General features: G+C 54.5%; 13 protein-coding genes. 9 read left to right on the plus strand and 4 right to left on the minus strand.

Translation table 11 applies throughout. From position 1 onward, the window contains the following. Nucleotides 1-7 precede the first annotated feature (7 nt). From rng to rlmH, 3 genes are read right to left on the minus strand one after another with little or no spacing between them, the layout of a single operon-like run. On the minus strand, nucleotides 8-1465 hold the full coding sequence (rng, locus tag EBA_RS00110; protein ID WP_192372103.1) for a ribonuclease G: 1458 nt from the start codon (nucleotides 1463-1465) through the stop codon (nucleotides 8-10). Then, on the minus strand, nucleotides 1462-2037 hold the full coding sequence (locus EBA_RS00115) for a Maf family protein (protein ID WP_192372105.1): 576 nt from the start codon (nucleotides 2035-2037) through the stop codon (nucleotides 1462-1464). The genes rng and EBA_RS00115 overlap by 4 nt, the downstream gene beginning before the upstream one ends. Nucleotides 2038-2041: 4 nt before the next feature. Then, nucleotides 2042-2506 carry a 23S rRNA (pseudouridine(1915)-N(3))-methyltransferase RlmH gene (rlmH, locus tag EBA_RS00120; protein ID WP_192372107.1) on the minus strand — a complete coding sequence of 155 codons (465 nt, stop codon included), beginning with the start codon at nucleotides 2504-2506 and terminating at the stop codon, nucleotides 2042-2044. A 325-nt stretch (nucleotides 2507-2831) separates the two neighbouring features. Between rlmH and EBA_RS00125 the strand changes: the two genes are divergently transcribed. From EBA_RS00125 to EBA_RS00165, 9 genes are all read left to right on the plus strand, one after another. Then, nucleotides 2832-4304 carry a complex I subunit 4 family protein gene (locus EBA_RS00125; RefSeq protein ID WP_192377108.1) on the plus strand — a complete coding sequence of 491 codons (1473 nt, stop codon included), beginning with the start codon at nucleotides 2832-2834 and terminating at the stop codon, nucleotides 4302-4304. Continuing rightward, entirely contained in the window at nucleotides 4301-4618 is a 318-nt protein-coding gene (locus tag EBA_RS00130; protein WP_192372109.1) for a hypothetical protein, read from the plus strand. The genes EBA_RS00125 and EBA_RS00130 overlap by 4 nt, the downstream gene beginning before the upstream one ends. Then, complete coding sequence (locus EBA_RS00135) at nucleotides 4615-7809, plus strand: DUF2309 domain-containing protein (protein ID WP_192372111.1); 3195 nt, start codon at nucleotides 4615-4617, stop codon at nucleotides 7807-7809. The genes EBA_RS00130 and EBA_RS00135 overlap by 4 nt, the downstream gene beginning before the upstream one ends. Nucleotides 7810-7811: 2 nt before the next feature. Further along, on the plus strand, nucleotides 7812-9383 hold the full coding sequence (locus EBA_RS00140; protein ID WP_192372113.1) for a proton-conducting transporter transmembrane domain-containing protein: 1572 nt from the start codon (nucleotides 7812-7814) through the stop codon (nucleotides 9381-9383). Beyond that, on the plus strand, nucleotides 9380-10921 hold the full coding sequence (locus EBA_RS00145) for a complex I subunit 4 family protein (RefSeq protein ID WP_192372115.1): 1542 nt from the start codon (nucleotides 9380-9382) through the stop codon (nucleotides 10919-10921). The genes EBA_RS00140 and EBA_RS00145 overlap by 4 nt, the downstream gene beginning before the upstream one ends. Beyond that, nucleotides 10914-12482 carry a complex I subunit 4 family protein gene (locus tag EBA_RS00150; RefSeq protein WP_192372117.1) on the plus strand — a complete coding sequence of 523 codons (1569 nt, stop codon included), beginning with the start codon at nucleotides 10914-10916 and terminating at the stop codon, nucleotides 12480-12482. The genes EBA_RS00145 and EBA_RS00150 overlap by 8 nt, the downstream gene beginning before the upstream one ends. Before the next feature lie 147 nt (nucleotides 12483-12629). After that, nucleotides 12630-13262 carry a carbonate dehydratase gene (gene can / locus EBA_RS00155; protein ID WP_192372119.1) on the plus strand — a complete coding sequence of 211 codons (633 nt, stop codon included), beginning with the start codon at nucleotides 12630-12632 and terminating at the stop codon, nucleotides 13260-13262. Nucleotides 13263-13294: 32 nt separating this feature from the next. Continuing rightward, a complete protein-coding gene (locus EBA_RS00160) occupies nucleotides 13295-14854 on the plus strand; it encodes a SulP family inorganic anion transporter (RefSeq protein WP_192372121.1) in 1560 nt (519 codons plus the stop codon). 246 nt (nucleotides 14855-15100) lie between these two features. Continuing rightward, nucleotides 15101-17467 carry a penicillin acylase family protein gene (locus EBA_RS00165; protein WP_225615790.1) on the plus strand — a complete coding sequence of 789 codons (2367 nt, stop codon included), beginning with the start codon at nucleotides 15101-15103 and terminating at the stop codon, nucleotides 17465-17467. Between the two features lie 152 nt (nucleotides 17468-17619). Here the strand turns inward: EBA_RS00165 and EBA_RS00170 are convergent, their stop codons facing one another. After that, nucleotides 17620-18660 (minus strand): PDDEXK nuclease domain-containing protein, encoded by a 1041-nt coding sequence (locus EBA_RS00170; RefSeq protein ID WP_192372123.1) that lies wholly within the window; start codon nucleotides 18658-18660, stop codon nucleotides 17620-17622. Nucleotides 18661-18690: the final 30 nt, after the last annotated feature.

Raw genomic sequence — 18690 nt, forward strand, 5'->3', positions numbered from 1 at the left:
TAGCCGCCTATAACAACACCACGTCGTAGTGCTCCTGGTTGTATTCGGCTTCGGCGCGGATTTTGATGCGGACTTTCAAGAACATTTCCAGCTCCGCCAACATATCGGCTTCTTCGTCGAGCAGCATTTCCACGACTTGCTCGGACGCCAATACCAATATTTGCTGGACGTTGTATTGCCTGACCACGCGAATAATCTCCCGAAACACTTCCAGACAAATCGATTCCGCAGTTTTCAGTACGCCGCGGCCACCGCAAGTCGAGCAAGGTTCGCAGAGAATATGTTCCAGACTCTCGCGGGTGCGTTTGCGGGTCATTTCCACCAGGCCCAGCGCGGATACTTCGGTGATTTTGGTCTTGGCGTGATCTTTGTCCAGATTGCGTTGCAAGGCGGTCAACACCTGCTTCTTGTGTTCCTCGCTTTGCATATCGATGAAATCGATAATGATGATGCCGCCCAGATTCCGCAGACGCAACTGGCGGGAAATGGTCTGCGCCGCTTCCAGATTGGTCTTAAAGATGGTTTCTTCCAGATTACGGCCACCAACATAACCGCCGGTATTGACGTCGACCGTGGTCATCGATTCGGTCTGGTCGAATACCAAATGGCCGCCTGATTTGAGTTTGACCTTACGGTCCAGGGCTTTGCTGATTTCGTCCTCGACATTGTAAATGTCGAATACCGGCCGTTCGCCGGAATAATGCTCGATAACCGAGACGATTTCCGGTACGAAAGTTTCGGCGAACTCAACCAGTTTCAGGAACGTTTCTTTGGAGTCGACACGGATTTTTTCGATGCCCTCTTTATATAAATCCCGCAAAGTACGAATGCTGAGCGGCAGGTCTTCGTGGATCAAAGTTTTGACCTCGGCTTTTTCGCTTTTTTCCAGGATGGATTCCCAGAGTTTGTGCAAAAAAGTCATGTCGGAATACAAAATCACCCCTTCCACACATTCGGCCGCCGTGCGGGCAATAAAACCGCCCGGCACTTGGTGTTTTTGCTGATAGGCTTCGATGCATGCCCGCAAACGGCTGCGCTCGGATTCGCATTCGATGCGTTGCGAGACGCCGGAATTACCGGCGTAGGGCATATAAACCTGGTAGCGGGAGGGGATGGAAATGTCGGTAGTCAGCCGTGCGCCCTTGTTGCCGAGCGGGTCCTTAGTGACTTGCACCACCAGTTTTTGGCCCTCTCTTAAATAGTGCTCAATATTCTCCGAGGCTTTTTCCGCTAGTTCCTGGCTGCTGAAATCGGATAAATGTAAAAACGCCGCTTTTTCCAGGCCGATGTCGACAAACGCCGCCTGCATGCCCGGTAACACCCGGCACACTTCACCTTTATAGACATTGCCGACCAGGCCTTTTTGCCGGAGCCGTTCGATAATCAGCTCTTGCAGCACGCCGTTTTCGATCACCGCCACCCGGGTTTCCGGCGGCGTAACGTTGATTAATATTTCTTCGCTCATGGGATGATGTCTATGCCTGCTAGGCTTAATAATTTCGCGGTTTCGAATAGCGGTAAGCCCATCACGCCGGAAAAACTGCCGGTGATCGATTCGATAAACACGCTGGCGAGACCTTGAATGGCATAGGCTCCAGCCTTGTCGTACGGTTCCCCGGTTTGCCAATAGGCGACGATTTCCTTATGGCTTAAGGGCCTAAAACGCACCTCGCTCACGCTGAGCGCCTGCCAGTGCTGCTCTCCGCGTAAGGATACCGCGCTATACACCTGATGGTTGCGCCCCGATAAGTGAGTCAGCATCTCGATGGCATGTTGCAAATCGTCGGGCTTGCCCAGTATGCGGCCGTCGCAAATAACGCTGGTATCCGCAGCCAGTACCGGTAACTCAGTATCGACCGTCGCCAGGCAAAGCGCGGATTTTTCCGCGGCCACCCTCTCGACGTAAGCGGCTGGCGCTTCGCCCGGCCAGGGCGTTTCGTCGATGTCAACCGCCATGATACTGTGACGGATGCCGATTTGCTTGAGCAATTCGCTGCGGCGCGGCGAGGCGGACGCCAGGATCAGTTGTGGGTGCATGCGCTTAACGATGGTAAGGGTGATTATTCAGTAGACTCCAGGCCCGATAGATTTGTTCAGCGACAATCACTCGAACCAAAGGATGCGGGAAGGTCAGCGGCGACAAGCTCCAGGATTCCTGCGCCAGGTCGCGCACTTGCTGGGACAATCCTTCCGGCCCGCCTATCATCAACGCGACCGGCTGGCCGTTACCCAGCCAGCGTTGCAGCGCTTGCGCCAGATTCGGCGTGGTCCAGGGCTTGCCGGGAATGTCCAGCGACACCACGTGCGCCCGGCTTGGCAATGCCGCTATCATGCGTTCTCCTTCGTCCTTGGTTATCCGGGCAATGTCGCCGCTCCGGCGCTTGTCCGGGGCGATTTCCTTTAGTAGCAACTCGCATTCGCGTGGCAGTCGTTTGGCGTATTCATTATAACCTTGCTGCACCCAGTCCGGCATTTTGTTGCCGACGGCTATCATGTGTATTTGCATAGTACTTACAGACTATATACCAGCGGTAAACCTCGATGAAGAACTCGGGTGGAATTCATCCGCTTAGCTTTTAAGGTGTGTTCCGAACTGTTTTGGCTATTCAATAGCATGACTATGTTACACATGTTAAGTCCCACCAAATCCCGTTACTTTTTGATGCGCGTAGGGTACACGAAGCACTCAGTTTTGCGAAATCGGACTCCACAGTCCAGAGCCAGCAACTCTAGAGCACAATTCGGTTTATTTAAACCAATTTTTCACCAAATTGGCTTTTTTCAACCAAATGTCGTTAGAATGTTTGCTGTATTGGACTGTGACGATAACAATGGTGATGCTAAGCGCGCTGTTATGGACCCCGGCGCTGGGGGCGATATTGCTGGTACTGGTCTCCGGCCGGAACAGCCGATTGATCAGAATTGTAGCGAATGTATTCAGTTTGGCGGCTTTGCTGCTGGCTTGTTTGCTATTGGCCGCGTTCGACCCCGCCGATACCGCGCTGCAATTCAGCGAGTTCTACCCGCTTAATCCTAAGCTCGGCAGCGCTTATGCCTTGGGCGTAGACGGTCTGTCCATGCCGATGCTGGTCCTGGCCACGCTGCTGACTGCCATTTCCCTACTGGCCTCCTTTTCTTTGTCCGATAGCATCAAGGGCTATCACATTTCCATTCTATTATTGGAATTCGGCATGCTCGGCGTGTTTATGGCACAAGACTGGGCGCTGTTTTACATCTTCTGGGAAGTCACCTTGATCCCGCTGTTTTTCCTGATCGACCGCTGGGGCGGTAAGCGCCGGCATGCCGCCAGTTTGAATTTCGTGTTGTACACGATGGGCGGCTCGGTATTCATGTTGCTGAGTTTGCTGGCTATCAGTCAATACGACCTGGAAAACCAGGGCTCATTGATGGCCTCGATGGGCCAAGCCGCGCAAAACATGCCGGAGATCGAACAGGTATTGGTTCTGTTGGGCTTCCTGATCGGCTTTGGTGTGAAAATGCCGATCTTTCCCTTGCATGGCTGGCTGCCATTGGCGCACGTCGAAGCGCCCAGCCCAATCAGCATCCTGTTATCCGGTATCTTGCTGAAAATGGGTGCTTATGGCTTGCTGCGCTGCGTGGTGATGTTGCCGGTTGCGGCCAAACTCATCCAACCGTTGCTGGTATTTCTAGCCTTATTCGGCATGCTTTACGGTGGGCTATTGGCCTGGCGACAGCGTGATCTGAAAGCCATGGTGGCTTACTCTTCTTTGAGTCATATGGGCGTGGTATTGCTGGGCATCGCCGCGCTAAATCAAACTGGCTTCACCGGCGCGATCTTGCAAATGACAGCCCACGGCCTGATTGCCGGTGCCTTGTTTTTATTGGTAGGCCTGCTTTACGAGCGCACGCATACCCGCAACATTCAAGATTACAGTTCGCTAGTGCAGGTCATGCCGCGCTTCGCTACTTTAACCACGTTGACCCTGTTGGCGGCCATGGGTTTGCCCGGATCCGTAGGGTTTATCGCGGAATTGCATACGCTGATCGGTGGCTTCCAGGAATGGGGCGGCTTGATGGTGTTTTTTAGCTTGAGCATCTTGATCAGCGCCGCCTATGCCATGCGCACTATCGGCTTGCTGTTTACCGGACCGGTGAAACCACAGATGCGGGACATTGCCGACGTGAGATCTTTGGAACTGATGGCTTCTGGCGTGCTGGTCGGCGGTATTGTTTTATTTGGTTTGCTTCCGGCGCCGTTGATTAATCTGTCTACGGCAACGGTGGGGAAGATGTTGGCAGTAATGGGGGAGAGATTGCCTTGAATACAGCGCATATCGATGGAAGGGCCCTGCTCCCGTATGCCGCGCCGAGCACCGAAGCTTTTGGCGAGATCAGCCCGCTAGGGGAGCGGCAGGGATGCCGCTCGTTTTCGGAGGGGCTGGGAAGCCCCTTCCGAAAACCCTCGGCAAAAGCTTCGGCGCGCAGGATCAAAGCGGCATTCGGGTCGCTTTTTCTTTGGATACTTTCTTTTGGCGATGCAAAAGAAAGTATCTCGGCTGTCGGTCCGAGAACCGACGTTAAAATATCCGTCGCGCTAGCGACACCGTTTTTGAAGATCAGGGTGTTAAGCCAATGATGGCATCGTCTGCAAGCACCTTGTCGCCCCGACAAATTATCCTTGACGCGATCCATCATCTGGATCACGTATTACCGGGACAAGCCCCGATTCACGATTTCGTGCATCACAATACCTTGCATGGCTTTCAGCATTTGCCGTTCGAACAAGCGTTGGCGGAATTCACCCAGTTAACCGGTATCAGTTGCTATCAATCCGATGAGCAGTTCCGCACGTTTTATGCGCAAGGCCGGATAGCCGATGACGACATCGATGCCGCGTTGGCGCAACAATTTGGGGATGCGCTGGACACCGGGATTTGCACGATCAATGGCAAAATCATCACGCGAGACATGCTTTACCGACTGGCCTTGCTGCACGATTTGCGGACACTGACACCCGCACAATTCGATTGGCAGGTGCACGAACTCGGCGTGTTGGTTGAACCGAGCTCAAACGGCGACACTCCGCGCGGGTTGTGGGAGGCCCTGCTCGCCAAACTTGAGTTACAGGCGCTGGATTTGCATCCGGAAGATCTGTTTGATCTGTCCGGAGAGCAAATCCAGCAATGGTTGCCGCAGCTTGCTGGGGCAGAGCAGCAGATGCACCAAGCCCACACGGAAAGTCTGGCGAAGCTGTTCTCGCAGGTCGGTGACAATTTGACCGTGCGCGGTTTGCTGCTGGCTTTGACCGGCAAGGATATTCTCGACACGGTACGTCCGCTATTGATTCGCTTGTGTGCATCTTTGCTGGATGAAGGTTTGGCGGCCTGGCGTTTGCCCAAGCGGCAAGAACTGGGTTTGTATCAGGCTTGGCGCGAGAGCTTGATCTACGATGCCCAGCCGGTTTTTCAGGAGTTAAACGATTGGCAAGCCGTTACGGCGGTGCTACCCGCCGATGCCGTCGACGCGATTGAGCAACAGCTGGCGGCACTGGCAGTCCCGGAATCACGCTGGGCTGGCTATCTGCAAAGACTGGCTCTGGAACTGCCGGGTTGGTCGGGCTTGATCAACTGGCGGCAAACCCATCCGGATTATCAAGCAGACGACCGAACCCAACCCTTGTTGGCGGATTATTTGGCGATACGCTTGACCTTGGATCGGCTTTACGCCGAACAGCTATGCCGGCAACAATGGCATTGCGAGGCGCATCTGGACAAGCTGCGCGGCTATTTTGCCAAAAACCTAGCCGAATTTGCCGTCAGGCAGGCCTTATTTCACGGCCAATTGCCCGAGTATCTGGCGCTGGCCGCCCAGTCTTTAATGAACGACGCTGCGCGGGACAAGCAGGCTTGGCAAACCTTGGCCGAACGAATCTGGACGTGGCAACTCAGCCCATTGGCGCCCTCGGTCCTCAGCATTTATAACCAGGGTTGGCGTCTGTTTCGCCTCTGTCAATTGCTGGGCTTGACTGCCCGTGATGTGCTGCATTTCGAATCTGCGCAGTTGTTGGATTGCTTGGCCTGCATCGACGCTTTCAGCGAAGCCGACCGCAGCGTGATCTGTCTGAATGCCTACGAACGCCATTATCGGCAAGCCCTGCTACAAGCCCTGCACGCCAATCATAATAGAGGGCGCTGGGCGCAACGCGACAGCCGGCCCGAAGCACAAATCGTGTTTTGCATGGACGACCGCGAAGAAGGCATACGTCGCCACTTGGAAGAGCTGAATCCGGCCATCGAAACTCTGGGAGCGGCCGGATTTTTCGGTGTGCCCATGAATTATCAAGGCCTGGACGATACCAAGCTGACGGCCTTGTGTCCGGTCGTCGTGGTGCCTGCGCATAATGTTCAAGAATGCAGCCAGCCCGGTCAGGACAAAGTCTTGGCGCGCCACCGGCAAGGCCACAATCTGAAACAAAGAATTGCCCATCTGCTGCATCACGGTTTGCGCCGCGATGTGCTGCTGGCTTATCCGGTGATCAATGCTATGGCACCTTTTACCTTGTTGGGTTTGCTGGCGAAAAGTTTCATTCCAAAAATCCAACATCAATTACTGGTTGCGGCGGCGCAAGGGATGGCGCCCGATGTCCCATCGCAATTGCACTTTACCGCTGGCAACCCCGAGACGCCGGCCACCCCCCAACAGCCCAGATTAGGCTTTACTGACCAGGAACAAGCCGAACGAATTGCCGGATTTTTGCGCAATACCGGTCTGACTTACGGTTTCGCCGAATTGGTGGTGCTGATGGGCCACGGCTCGATGAGCCAAAACAATCCGCATTTATCCGCTTACGATTGCGGTGCCTGTAGCGGTCGGCACGGTGGGCCGAACGCCCGGCTGTTCGCGGCGATGGCGAACCGGCCTGAAGTGCGGCAATTGCTGGTTGAGCGCGGCATCATTGTCCCTGCCGACACCTGGTTCATCGGCGCCGAACACAATACCTGCGACGAAGACATCACGTGGTACGACAGTGCGGTGGTGCCGACTGAGCGTCAACCGGCTTTCAACCAATTTATGCGAGAGATGCAACACGCGCAGCGCATGTCGGCACACGAACGTTGCCGGCGTCTGGCATCCGCGCCGCGCCGGCCGCAGCCCACACAGGCGTTACGGCACTTTCTAAACCGCTCCGCCGATTTTTCCCAGGTTCGGCCGGAGTTAGGCCATGCCACCAATGCGGCCGCGTTGGTCGGCAGGCGCTCGTTGACGCAAGGCGCTTTTTTCGACCGCCGTTTGTTTTTGATTTCCTACGACCCCAGCCAGGACCCGGAGGGCACGGTGCTGGAAGGTATCCTGTTAGCGGTCGGTCCGGTCGGTGCCGGTATCAATCTGGAATATTATTTTTCCACCGTGAATAACGAGCGGCTGGGCTGCGGCTCCAAAGTGCCGCACAATCTGACCGGTTTTTGCGCGGTGATGGAAGGTGCCGGCAGTGACTTGCGCACCGGTCTGCCCAGGCAGATGATCGAGATTCACGAGGCCATGCGCTTGCAAATCATCGTTGAAGCCAGCACTACGGTGCTGGAGCAAATTTACGGCCGACAAGAGAGCTTACGCGAATTGATCGGCGGCGGTTGGGTGCATCTCAGCGCTAAAGATCCGCATAGCGGTGAGATAAGCGTGTTTCAACGTGGGGTCGGATTTGTGCGTTGGCAGCCCGCCGACATCGCTTTACCGCTGCGGGACAACTCGCCGGATTGTTATCGCGATGAAACTCAGCCGGTGGCGCCAATGTTGATTAAACAAGCCGATTTAACGGGAGTGATTTGATCATGGCGGTCTGGGCAACTCTGATTCCCTTATTGCCGTTGCTGGCCGCGCTGTTGATCGGTGGCCTGCATTTTTTCCGCGTGGTTGATGGCGAGGCCGGCGAGAAAACCACGGCCCGGCTGGCCGTGACTGCTGCCGGCCTAGCGGTGCTGACGGCCTTGGCTTTATTAGTGGCCGATTTATCCGGCCAGCTGGCCGAGTCGGTAACTTACGGCACCTGGCTGCGCAGCGGCACGCTGACCGTAGACTACAAGCTAAGCACGGGTGGCTTCAATCTGCTGTTGGCCAGTTTGTTTTCTTTGTTGCTGCTGATCGTAATGCGTTTTTCGGTGAATTACATGCATCGCGAGGCCGGCTTCCATCGCTTCTTTTTCATCCTGAATCTGTTCGCGGCGGCGATGCTGCTCTTGGTGTTGTCAGGCAGCGCGGTGTTTACCTTTATCGCCTGGGAGATCGCCGGGGTGTGTTCCTACTGCTTGATTGCTTACGCCTACGACCGGCCCATCGCCGCGTATAACGCCACGCGGGTGTTTGTCACCAATCGCATCGGCGACGGCGGCTTTATTCTGGCCATTGGCCTGGCTTTAGCCTGGCTGGAAAATGCCGACTGGCAGACGATCAACAGCAGTGCGGCTGATCTGGAACCGGGCGATGCCAGCTTGCTGGCGCTGAGTTTTGCCTTGGCGGCGTTTGCCAAATCCGCGCAGATTCCGTTCACGCCCTGGCTGGCGCGAGCGATGGAAGGACCGACGCCGTCCAGCGCCATTTTCTACGGCGGGGCGATGATTCATGCCGGGGTATTTTTGATTATCCAATTGCAGCCGCTGTTTATGCAGGCGCCGCTGGCGATGTTGGTATTGACTGTGACCGGCGCGTTGACGGCGATTTATGGTTATGGGGTAGGCTTGAGTCAGACCGATATTAAAAGCTCGCAAATCTTTGCAGCCTCGGCGCAACTGGGTTTGATGTTCGTGGAATGCGGTTTGGGATTTTGGAATTTGGCGGCCTGGCATCTTTGCGCCCATGCCGTAGTGCGTTGCTATTTGCTGCTGACCGCGCCGTCTATCCTGCACAACACCCACGGGCAACCGATCCAAGCGGTTGCCCCGGCGCTGGCGCATTGTCGCTGGGCGTTTATTGCTTCCTTGCAACGCGGCTGGTTGGAGCCGGCTATGGATTGGTTGCTGGTCAAGCCGGTTTTGCGGCTGGCCAAGGATGTGCGTTACATCGATGAGCACATCGTCGATCCTGCCCTGGGTGCGCCGGCCCCGGCGATCAAAGCCGTGTCGTCCTTGGCGCAGTGGGAAGAACAAAAAATGGGTGCCAACCTCGATAGCCTGGAAGATAGTTTCGCACAAGGCAGCGGTCTGGCCGGCAAACTGGCGCAATGGACCGCAGCCTTGCTGAACTGGTTTGAATATCACTTTATTCTGCGCGGTATCGGCCGCGATTCAATTCGGCTCGGCCGGCGTCTGGGCCAGGCTGCCAACCGTTTCGAGCAATTATTGTTACAGCCGCGCTATCTGGCTTTGTTTGTGTTGATAACCTTGATGGTGGCGTTGGGATACCGATGAATACCCCTATTGTTTTTTGGCATGCAGTGGCGGCGGTGCCGCTTTTGACGGTGTTGACCTTAGTGCCTTTACTGACCATGCTGGCGGTGGTGTGCGCCAAGCCTGTTTACAGCGTGCGGCTGGCCTTTGGTGGCGCGCTGCTGAACGTGTTGCTCAGCATTTATCTACTGTTGATCTTCGATTCGGAAATGCCCGGCATTCATCTGGCCGAACATTTTCAATTGCTGGGGTTGAGCTACCGAGTCGGTGTGGACGGCACCAATATTCTGTTTATTCCGCTGACGGCGATTTTGGGCTTGCTGGCACTGGTGTATACCTTGATCACCCGCCATCGTCATGACCGCCTGTTCATCGCCTGCCTGTTGGCTTATCAAGGCATTTTAATCGGAGCGTTTGCGGCGCTAAACACCCTCCAGTTTTGGTGCTGGAGTCTACTGGAACTGGTGCCGGTAGTATTGCTGACCGTATTTGCCGGCACGGGAACACAACGCAATCAGGTGATTAAGTCGGTGTTGCAATATTGGCTGTCCGGTTTGGCGATGAGTTTGACCGGCTTTATGCTGTTGAGCTTTGGCTTGGCGGAGAACGGTATGGACTTGAGCTTTGATTGGCTGACCTTGAAGCATCACGATCTGGCGATTCCCAATGAAACCCTGATCTTCATTTTGCTATTTTTCGGCTTTGCCGTGCGTATGCCGCTGTTTCCGTTTCATGCTTGGCTGCCGGTGTTGGCCGAACACGGCACCGCCGCCAGCGCGGCGATTTTTCTGACCGGCTTGAAGCTGGGTATTTACGCCTTGATCCGCTTCATCCTGCCGCTGGTGCCGGGCGCGGCCGAGCAATGGGTGCATTTTGTGGTTGATCTGGGCTTGATCGGGATTTTTTACGGGGCCTTGTTGGCGCTGATGCAGATCAATATGCGCCGGCTGCTGGCGTTTGCGGTAATTAGCCATACCGGCATGTTGGCGATAGGCGTGTTTTCTTTCAACGATTTTGCGCTGGAAGGCAGTATTTTGCTATCCATAGCTTATGGTCTGGCGACGGCCGGCATGTTGTTCAGCATCGGTTTGATTTACGAACGCACCCGCACCTCCTTCCTGCCGCGATTGGGTGGTTTGTTTGAGACCAATTCGACTATCGCCTTGCTGTTTTTGATTTCCGCGCTCAGCACCATGGTCATGCCCGGTACGCCGGGTTTCGATGCGGCGCATTTGCTGATCGAAGGTACCATCGAGGAACACGGTTGGTATATTGCGATTGCGATTTTGCTGGGCAACGTGCTGGGCGCGGCTTTTCTGCTTTGGGCGTTTCAACGGCTGTTTATCGCTCACCCCAAACGCTTTGTACAGCCTTACGGCAGCATTCATCACCCGGTATTAAAGGAACGGATTATCGCGGTGACCATTTGCGGTTTGCTGATAGGCACCGGTTTTTACACCACGCCCTGGCTGAAATATATCGATCAGGAAGCCAAGGAGATTGGCGAACACTATCCCGAACATCACAGCCATCACATGAACGGCCCGCACCATGATTGATAGTTTTCCTTGGCTGTCCTTGTGCCTGATCTGGCCGCTATTGGGTGCGTTGTTGCTGGCGTTTGCCAAAGACAGCCGCTTGGCCAAACGCGGCGCATTGCTGGTGGCGCTGGTGGAATTGCTGTTTACCGTTGCAGCAGCTTGGGTATTCGATGCCGAACGTGGCGGATTTCAGTTGCTGGAAGATCATCCCTGGATCCCCGGCCTGAACATTCATTATCAACTTGGCGTGGACGGCATTTCGATACTGTTTTTACCGATGACCGCTTTGCTGACTCTGATGGCCTTACTGGCCAGTTGGAACAGCGTGCAGTATTTAAACCGCTTTCAACTGGCGCTGATGCTGGCGCTGGAAAGCGTGACTATCGGCGTGTTTACGGCCTTGGATTTAGTGTTGTTCTTCCTGTTTTGGGAGTTGACCTTGCCGCCGATTTTCTTTTTGATCGGTTTATGGGGAATCGGCGCCGAGCGCCGCCATGCGGCGATGAAATATACCTTGTATATGTTATTCGGCGGTGTGCCCTTGTTGTTCGGCATCATTTTGCTGGCGCTTAATCACGCGCGATATACCGGTGGAGCCATCCCGCAGGATTTAGCTTTCAGTTTGCCGGTGTTGTTGAATACGCCGATAGCCGAGCCGGCGCAGGGCTTGATCTTGCTATTGCTGGTGTTGGGTTTTGTGGTAAAAGCGCCGTTGCTGCCGTTTCACACCTGGTTACCGACCGCGGCGATGGAGGCGCCGACGTTTCTGAGTGCCTTGCTGGTCGGTTTGAAACTGGGTGTTTACGGCATTATCCGCTTTGCGATACCGCTGGCTCCGCAAGCGGCGCTGGAACATCGCTGGCTGTTGGCAATCCTCGGTGCGGTGACACTGGTTTACGGCGCCTTGATCGCGTTGCAACAAACCAATCTGCGCCGCTTACTGGCTTATTCCAGCATTAGCCATGTAGGTTTGGTGATTGTCGGCATCGCTTCTTTTACTCTGCAAGGTTTACAGGGCGCGGTAATGCAGTTGCTGAATTTCGGCATCGTCGCCGGCAGTTTGATGCTAGTCGCCGGCATGATCCAACAGCGCTTGGGTAGTACCGATCTGGTTCATCTCGGTGGCTTGGCCAAACCCATGCCGCGCTTGACCGTGTTGTTTTTTGTGTTTGCGCTGTCCAGCATAGGCGTGCCTGGCACTAACGGTTTCCCAGCCGAATTGTTGATGATTCTCGGCGTCTTGCAAGCCTATCCGGCGCTGGCGGTGGTGGCTTTGTTCGGCGCGGTATTGGGTGCGGCGTACGTTCTGGGTTTTGTCAGACGGGCTTTCTTTGGACCGGTTATTCACGACAGCGTAGCCGGAACCCAGGATCTGCGTCCTCGCGAATTGGCACTACTTGCCGTGCCGGTGTTGCTGGTGTTGATGATAGGCTTGTATCCGCAATGGCTGTTGTGTTGGCAAGAAACCAGTTTGCAGTCGTGGTGTCAGCGCTTAAATACTGTCACGCAGTTGATAAGCGAATCACAACAGACGCATCGCGCCGCGATTTTGAGCGTGCCGGCAGATGGTTCGATATAACTTTGATTTTAGTTCGGGTTTAGTTCGCAAAGCGATTGCCATGTGGTTTCGATTCGATATAGTATGGCCGATAAAGATATTCTCTTTTGAACAATCAGCTCCGGATACGCTCTGGAACACTTAGTTACAAAAATAAGGACGCCAATTATGCTTACACCTACGAAATTACTGCTCGAAAACAAAGCCTGGTCGGAAGAGGTCAGTAGAAAAGACCCGGAGTTTTTTATACAGCTGGCCAAAGAACAAAAACCGGATTTTTTGTGGATAGGCTGCTCGGACAGTAGAGTACCGGCGGAGACTGTCGTCAACGCCAAGCCCGGCGAAATTTTTGTACATCGCAATATCGCCAATCAGGTCATCGTCACCGACTTTAATTGTCTGAGCGTGTTGCAATATGCCATTTCGGTCTTAAAAGTTAAGCACGTCATCGTCTGCGGTCATTATGGCTGCGGCGGCGTGAAAGCGGCCCTACAGCCGCAAAAAGCTGATTTGGTGATCGCCAACAAGTGGTTACTCCATATCAAAGACATATACCGTTTGCACCAGGAAGAACTGGAGTCCATAGATCCCGCGAAAAAGACTGATAGGCTGATAGAACTGAATATCATCGAACAAGTTTATCGCCTGGCGCATACCTCGATTATTCAGTCGGCCTGGAAGCATGGGCACAAACCTACCCTGCACGGCTGGGTATACGGTTTGAACGACGGCTTGATTAGCGAATTGATCAAACTCGACCACAACACCCAAATTAATCCGATTTACCGATACGCCGATTAGTCTTCGGGTTTCCGTACTTACTGAGTAGACCAATGACATCTCAACTGAATTATTATTTGAAACATCTGCACCAGGATATACCGGCCGGCATCGTGGTGTTTTTGGTGGCTTTACCGTTGTGTCTGGGGGTGGCGCTAGCGTCAGGTGCTCCATTGTTTTCAGGCATTATTGCCGGCTTGGTAGGCGGTATTTTGGTTTCCTGGGCCAGCGGCTCCCAGCTCAGTGTTTCCGGACCGGCTGCCGGCCTGACTGTCATCGTCTTCGATGCTATCGAAACCCTGGGCGGCTTTGGTGGTTTTTTGCTCAGCGTGGTGATGGCCGGGGGCTTGCAAATCATCCTGGGCTTCTTAAAAGCCGGAGTGATAGGCGCATTTTTTCCGGCATCGGTGATTAAAGGTATGCTGGCGGCAATCGGCGTGATTTTGATCATCAAACAAACCCCGCATGCCACCGGTTACGACACCAGCTTTGAAGGTGACGAAAGCTATATGCAGGAGAGCGCGGAATCCAGCTTCTTCGAATTGTCGCAGGCGCTGGAAGCGATTACCCCTGGCGTTACCTTGGTCAGCATCGTGGCCTTATTGATTCTGATTGTTTGGGATAGCGGCTTCATCAAACAATTCAAACCCTTAAAGCTGATTCCCGGACCCTTATTGGCGGTAATTTGGGGTATCAGTTTTAATACATTGGCGATGCATATTGCCCCGGAACTGGTGATCGGTGAGAAACATCTGGTCTCGCTGCCGGAATTGGGCAGCGCCGCTAATTTTATGAACCAGTTGCGTTTGCCGGATTTTAGCTACTTCACCAATCCCAAGGTCTACAGCATCGCCGGCACTATCGCGATTATCGCCAGCCTGGAAACGCTGCTCAGTCTGGAAGCGGTCGATAAACTAGATCCGCATAAACGGGTGGCGCCAACCAATCGCGAGCTTAAAGCGCAAGGTCTGGGCAATATGATCAGCGGCTTGATGGGCGGCCTGCCGGTTACTGCGGTGATCGTACGTAGCTCGGCCAATATCAATGCCGGTGGTCAGACCAGAATAGCCTGTTTTTTCCACGGTGTTTTGCTGCTAGTCAGCGTACTGTTTTTTGCGAAATATTTGAACATGATTCCGTTGGCTTGTTTGGCGGCGATTTTGCTGCAAACCGGCTACAAACTGGCCAAGCCTGCATTGTTCGTGGAGTTTTATCGCAAGGGCTGGAATCAGTTCGCGCCGTTTGCGATTACCGTTGTGGCGATTTTATTCACTGACCTATTGCTGGGTATTGCCATTGGTATGGCCTGCGGCTTCTTCTTTGTATTGAAAGCCAACTTCCATGCGGCGATTACCTTGACCCAGCATGGCGACCACTATTTATTGCGCCTGCACAAGGATGTCTCCTTCTTGAATAAGGCTTTGCTGCGCAAGCATCTGTCAGCGATACCCGATAACTGTGAATTGTTGATCGACGGTACCAAAGCCCTGTTCATCGACCAGGACATCATTGAAACCATCGCGGATTTTCTACTAGCCGCGCCGGGTCGCGGTATTAATGTGGAAATCCAGGGTTTTAGCGTCTCTTCTGACATGTCTTCGTCCCCTCACTAAAGCAAACCGGCCACTTTAAGCCGCTACAAATAGATAGTTGCTCATCGGTTTCGGAAAAAGCCGCGCCGAAACCGATTTTTGACGCATGAATTTCGAATGTTTTTGGTAGCGGAGTCTAATTGCTAAACTCCGCTTTTCTAAAAATCCCATCAGTCACCTTTTAAATTCTTAGCCCTATAATAGCCGGGGCGGTTGGCGACTTTCGCCGTGCCAATTTTTTCCAATCTGCCAGAGGCTGTATCAACCATGTCCAAAATGCGCGTTGCCTCCTTGTCGATTGCCGGTGTCGTTTCCGGCGGAATTGCTTTGGTAATAGGGCTGTTGCTGGCGTCTCTACCCACCGAAAATGGCGAAGTAGTTTTGCCCGGCCTTTCCAGTCAAGCCAGCGTCAAAAGCGATGCCTTCGGCGTGCCGGAAATCGAAGCGTCGCAGCGAGAAGACGCCTATCGCGTGTTGGGCTACTTGCATGCCCGCGACCGTTTGTTTCAGATGGAATTGATGCGTCGCAAAAGTGCCGGGCGCTTGGCCGAACTGTTTGGTGCCAAAGCGCTGGACGCGGACCGCAAACAACGCGTCTATCAAATGGACCGCGCCGCGCAACGGATCGTTGCCGATTTGCCGCCGACCCAACGTCTGGCATTGCAGGCTTATGTCGATGGCGTGAATCAATTCATCGACCATGCCCGTGTTCTGCCGCCGGAATTTCTGGCGCTGCGCCACCGCCCCGAGCCTTGGCGTCCTGAAGATAGCATCCTGGTCGAGTTGGCGATGTTTCAAACCCTGAACGGCCAGGAACAGGACGAGCGCATGGTCAGCGTGATGGATCGCGCGCTGCCTCAGGAGCTTGTGACCTTCTTGACGCCGGATACCGATCCCTACGCCAAGGCATTAATCGGGGGCAGCCTACCGCGCCGCTTTAATGCGTCAATTCCGCTTGAGGCGCTGGCCAGCCTGCCCGGCACCGATTCAACGCTGACGCTTAACCAAGCAGTGGATGCCGAAAACGTGGTGTCCGGGTCCAACAACTGGGTGGTCGCCGGCAGCAAAACTAGCGATGGCCGGGCGATGATCGCCAACGACATGCACTTGGCGCTGAATGTGCCCAACATCTGGTACCGCGCCGATCTGAGCTACGGCAATCGCCATATCTACGGCGTGACTTTGCCCGGCGTGCCCGCCGTGATCGTGGGCGGCAACGATGATGTCGCATGGGGTTTTACTAATGTCACCGGCGACTTTCTGGATTTGATTCGCCTGGAGACTGATTCGGCCCATCCCGGCCAATATCTCACGCCGCAGGGTTGGCAAGCGTTTACCGAACACCAGGAAACCATTCGGGTTAAAGGCGAGCCCGATGTGACGCTGACCCTACGCGACAGCGAGTGGGGGCCGGTATCCGATCAAGATTTATTGGATCAGCCAGTGGCCATCAAATGGACTGCGCTTGAGCCGCACTTCGTGGACCTGGGCCTGATGGATATGGACCAAGCCCGCAATACCCAACAAGCCGCGGCGGTGATGAATCGCTTCGGCGGGCCGCCGCAGAATGTGGTGATCGCTGGTCGTGACGGCCATATCGCCTGGACTTACATGGGCCGTTTCCCCAAACGCCGTGGATTCGACGGTCTGATCAGCCAGTCGTGGGCCGACGGCAACCTTGATTGGGCTGGCGCTATCCCTCCCGATGAATTGCCGCGCCTGTGCGACCCGGCGGACGGTTTTATCGTCACCGCCAACAATCGCACCTTAGGCCGGGATTACCCCTATGTGATCGGCCATAACTGGTCCTTGAGCTATCGGGCGTACCGCATTGAGGAATTGCTGAAAAGTCGTAGCGGCCTGACCGAGCCGGATTTGCTGGCAATTCAATTGGATACTCGCAGTGAAATTCTGGCGTTTTACCAGCAACTGGCGCTCGACGCTTTGGACCGTCTGAGCGACACGGACGACAGCGTGCAAAAAGCCCACAACGCCATCGCCGCCTGGGACGGCTACATGCAAACCAGCAGCATAGGCGCGCCAATCTTGAACGAATTCCGCACCCGCCTGGCCGGCGCAGTGTTTGAGAAAGTGGTCGCGGCAGGCCAAACGCTGGACCCGCAATTTCGTTACGCCTGGCGGGAAATGGAAACGCCGCTGCGGCAATTGTTGACGCAACGGCCCAAAGGCGTGCTGAACCCGCGTTATCAAGACGATTGGCAGGCCATGATCGTGGCAACCTTGCGGGAAACCGTACAAGCATTGCGCGAGAAATATCCCAATGTCGAGCCCGATCAACTGACCTGGGGCATGACCCACCCGGTTAATTTACGCCACCCGTTCAGCAAAGTAGCGTCTGCTTTGAGCGGCGTGCTGGACATGCCGGCCTTCGACAGCGACGGCTGCGCCAGCGTTTGCGTCAAGGTCATGGATAACGCCCATGGCGCCAGCGAACGGCTGGTCTTGTCGCCCTCTCACCCGGAAAACGCCTTGTTCCACATGCCGGGCGGCCAGTCCGGCCACCCGTTATCGGCACACTACCGCGACCAGCAGGATTTTTGGCGGGATGGGGTGGCTTTACCGATGCGGCCGGAGGCGGCTGGGGATGTGTTGCGGTTTGTGCCACGGTTATAGAGCCAATGTGGGCGCTCTGTCCCTCATACTTACACTATTAACCTGGCTGCCCCTGTCACTGGTGTTCTCTGATGCTCAAGCGGTGATGAACGGCTTTCTCAAAAATCTATAAAAATGCGTCGGAGTTGTTGCTTCCTGGACATTGAACGTCGTCACGGCAAATCACCCAACTCCTGCTCAATCTGTTCAATGCTCGGCAAATTTTTGGTTAGCTCAACTGGCAGAGATTCAACAAGCTGATACTCGGCCACGCCGATCGGCTTGTTGGTATCCCGCAAAGCATATTCGGCCACAACCCGGTTTTGTGTCTTGCACAGCAATAGACCAATGGTTGGCTGGTCGTGCTCGGATTTCAGTTGCACATCTACCGCCGTCAGGTAAAAGCTCAATTGCCCCGTGTGTTCAGGCTTGAAAGCACCGGTTTTGAGCTCCACCACCACGTAGCAGCGCAGCTTCAGGTGGTAAAACAACAAGTCGATGAAGAAATCGTCGCCGCCCACTTCCAGATGATACTGCCGGCCGACGAAAGCAAAGCCAGCGCCGAGTTCGATCAGAAAACGGGTGATGTGCTGAATCAGCGCGTTTTCAATTTCCCGCTCGTCGGCTTCCTGACCGATACCGAGGAAATCGAATAAATAGGGATCTTTCAAGGACTCGCGGGCCAAATCCGAATGGGGCTTTGGCAAATTGGCTTCGAAATTGGTGACCGCATTACCTTCCCGTTCCAATAAACGGGTTTCGATGTGGATGTTCAACACATTGCGCGACCAAGCGTATTCAATAGCCCGCTCGGCGTAACGCTTACGGTTTTCGGCGTCTTTTAGTTTGCTGAGTAACACCAAGTTATGGCCCCAGGGCAATCGTCCAACAAGCTGTTGGACAATTTCGGCATCGGGCCAAGCTTCCGCGAAAGCACGCATATACATCAAATTGGCTCGCGAAAAGCCTTTCATATCCGGAAACGCGGTGCGCAAATCGTGTGCAAGCCTCTCGATCACCTTGGCGCCCCAGCCTTGTTGCGCTTGCCGCTCCAGTATGTCGCGGCCGATTTGCCAATACAGCAAGACTAATTCGCGATTGACGGATAAGGCCGCGCGTTGTTGGGCGGAGTGGATGCGGGTTTTGAGTTCGGTTAGCCAATCGGTGTAGCCGGTGGGTGGTGACGATTTTAGAAAAAAGGCATCAGATGTCATTCAGAAATCTCAACGATATAACTAACATTT

The organism is Methylomonas albis (assembly GCF_014850955.1).
In the GTDB taxonomy this organism is placed as follows: Bacteria; Pseudomonadota; Gammaproteobacteria; order Methylococcales; family Methylomonadaceae; genus Methylomonas; species Methylomonas albis.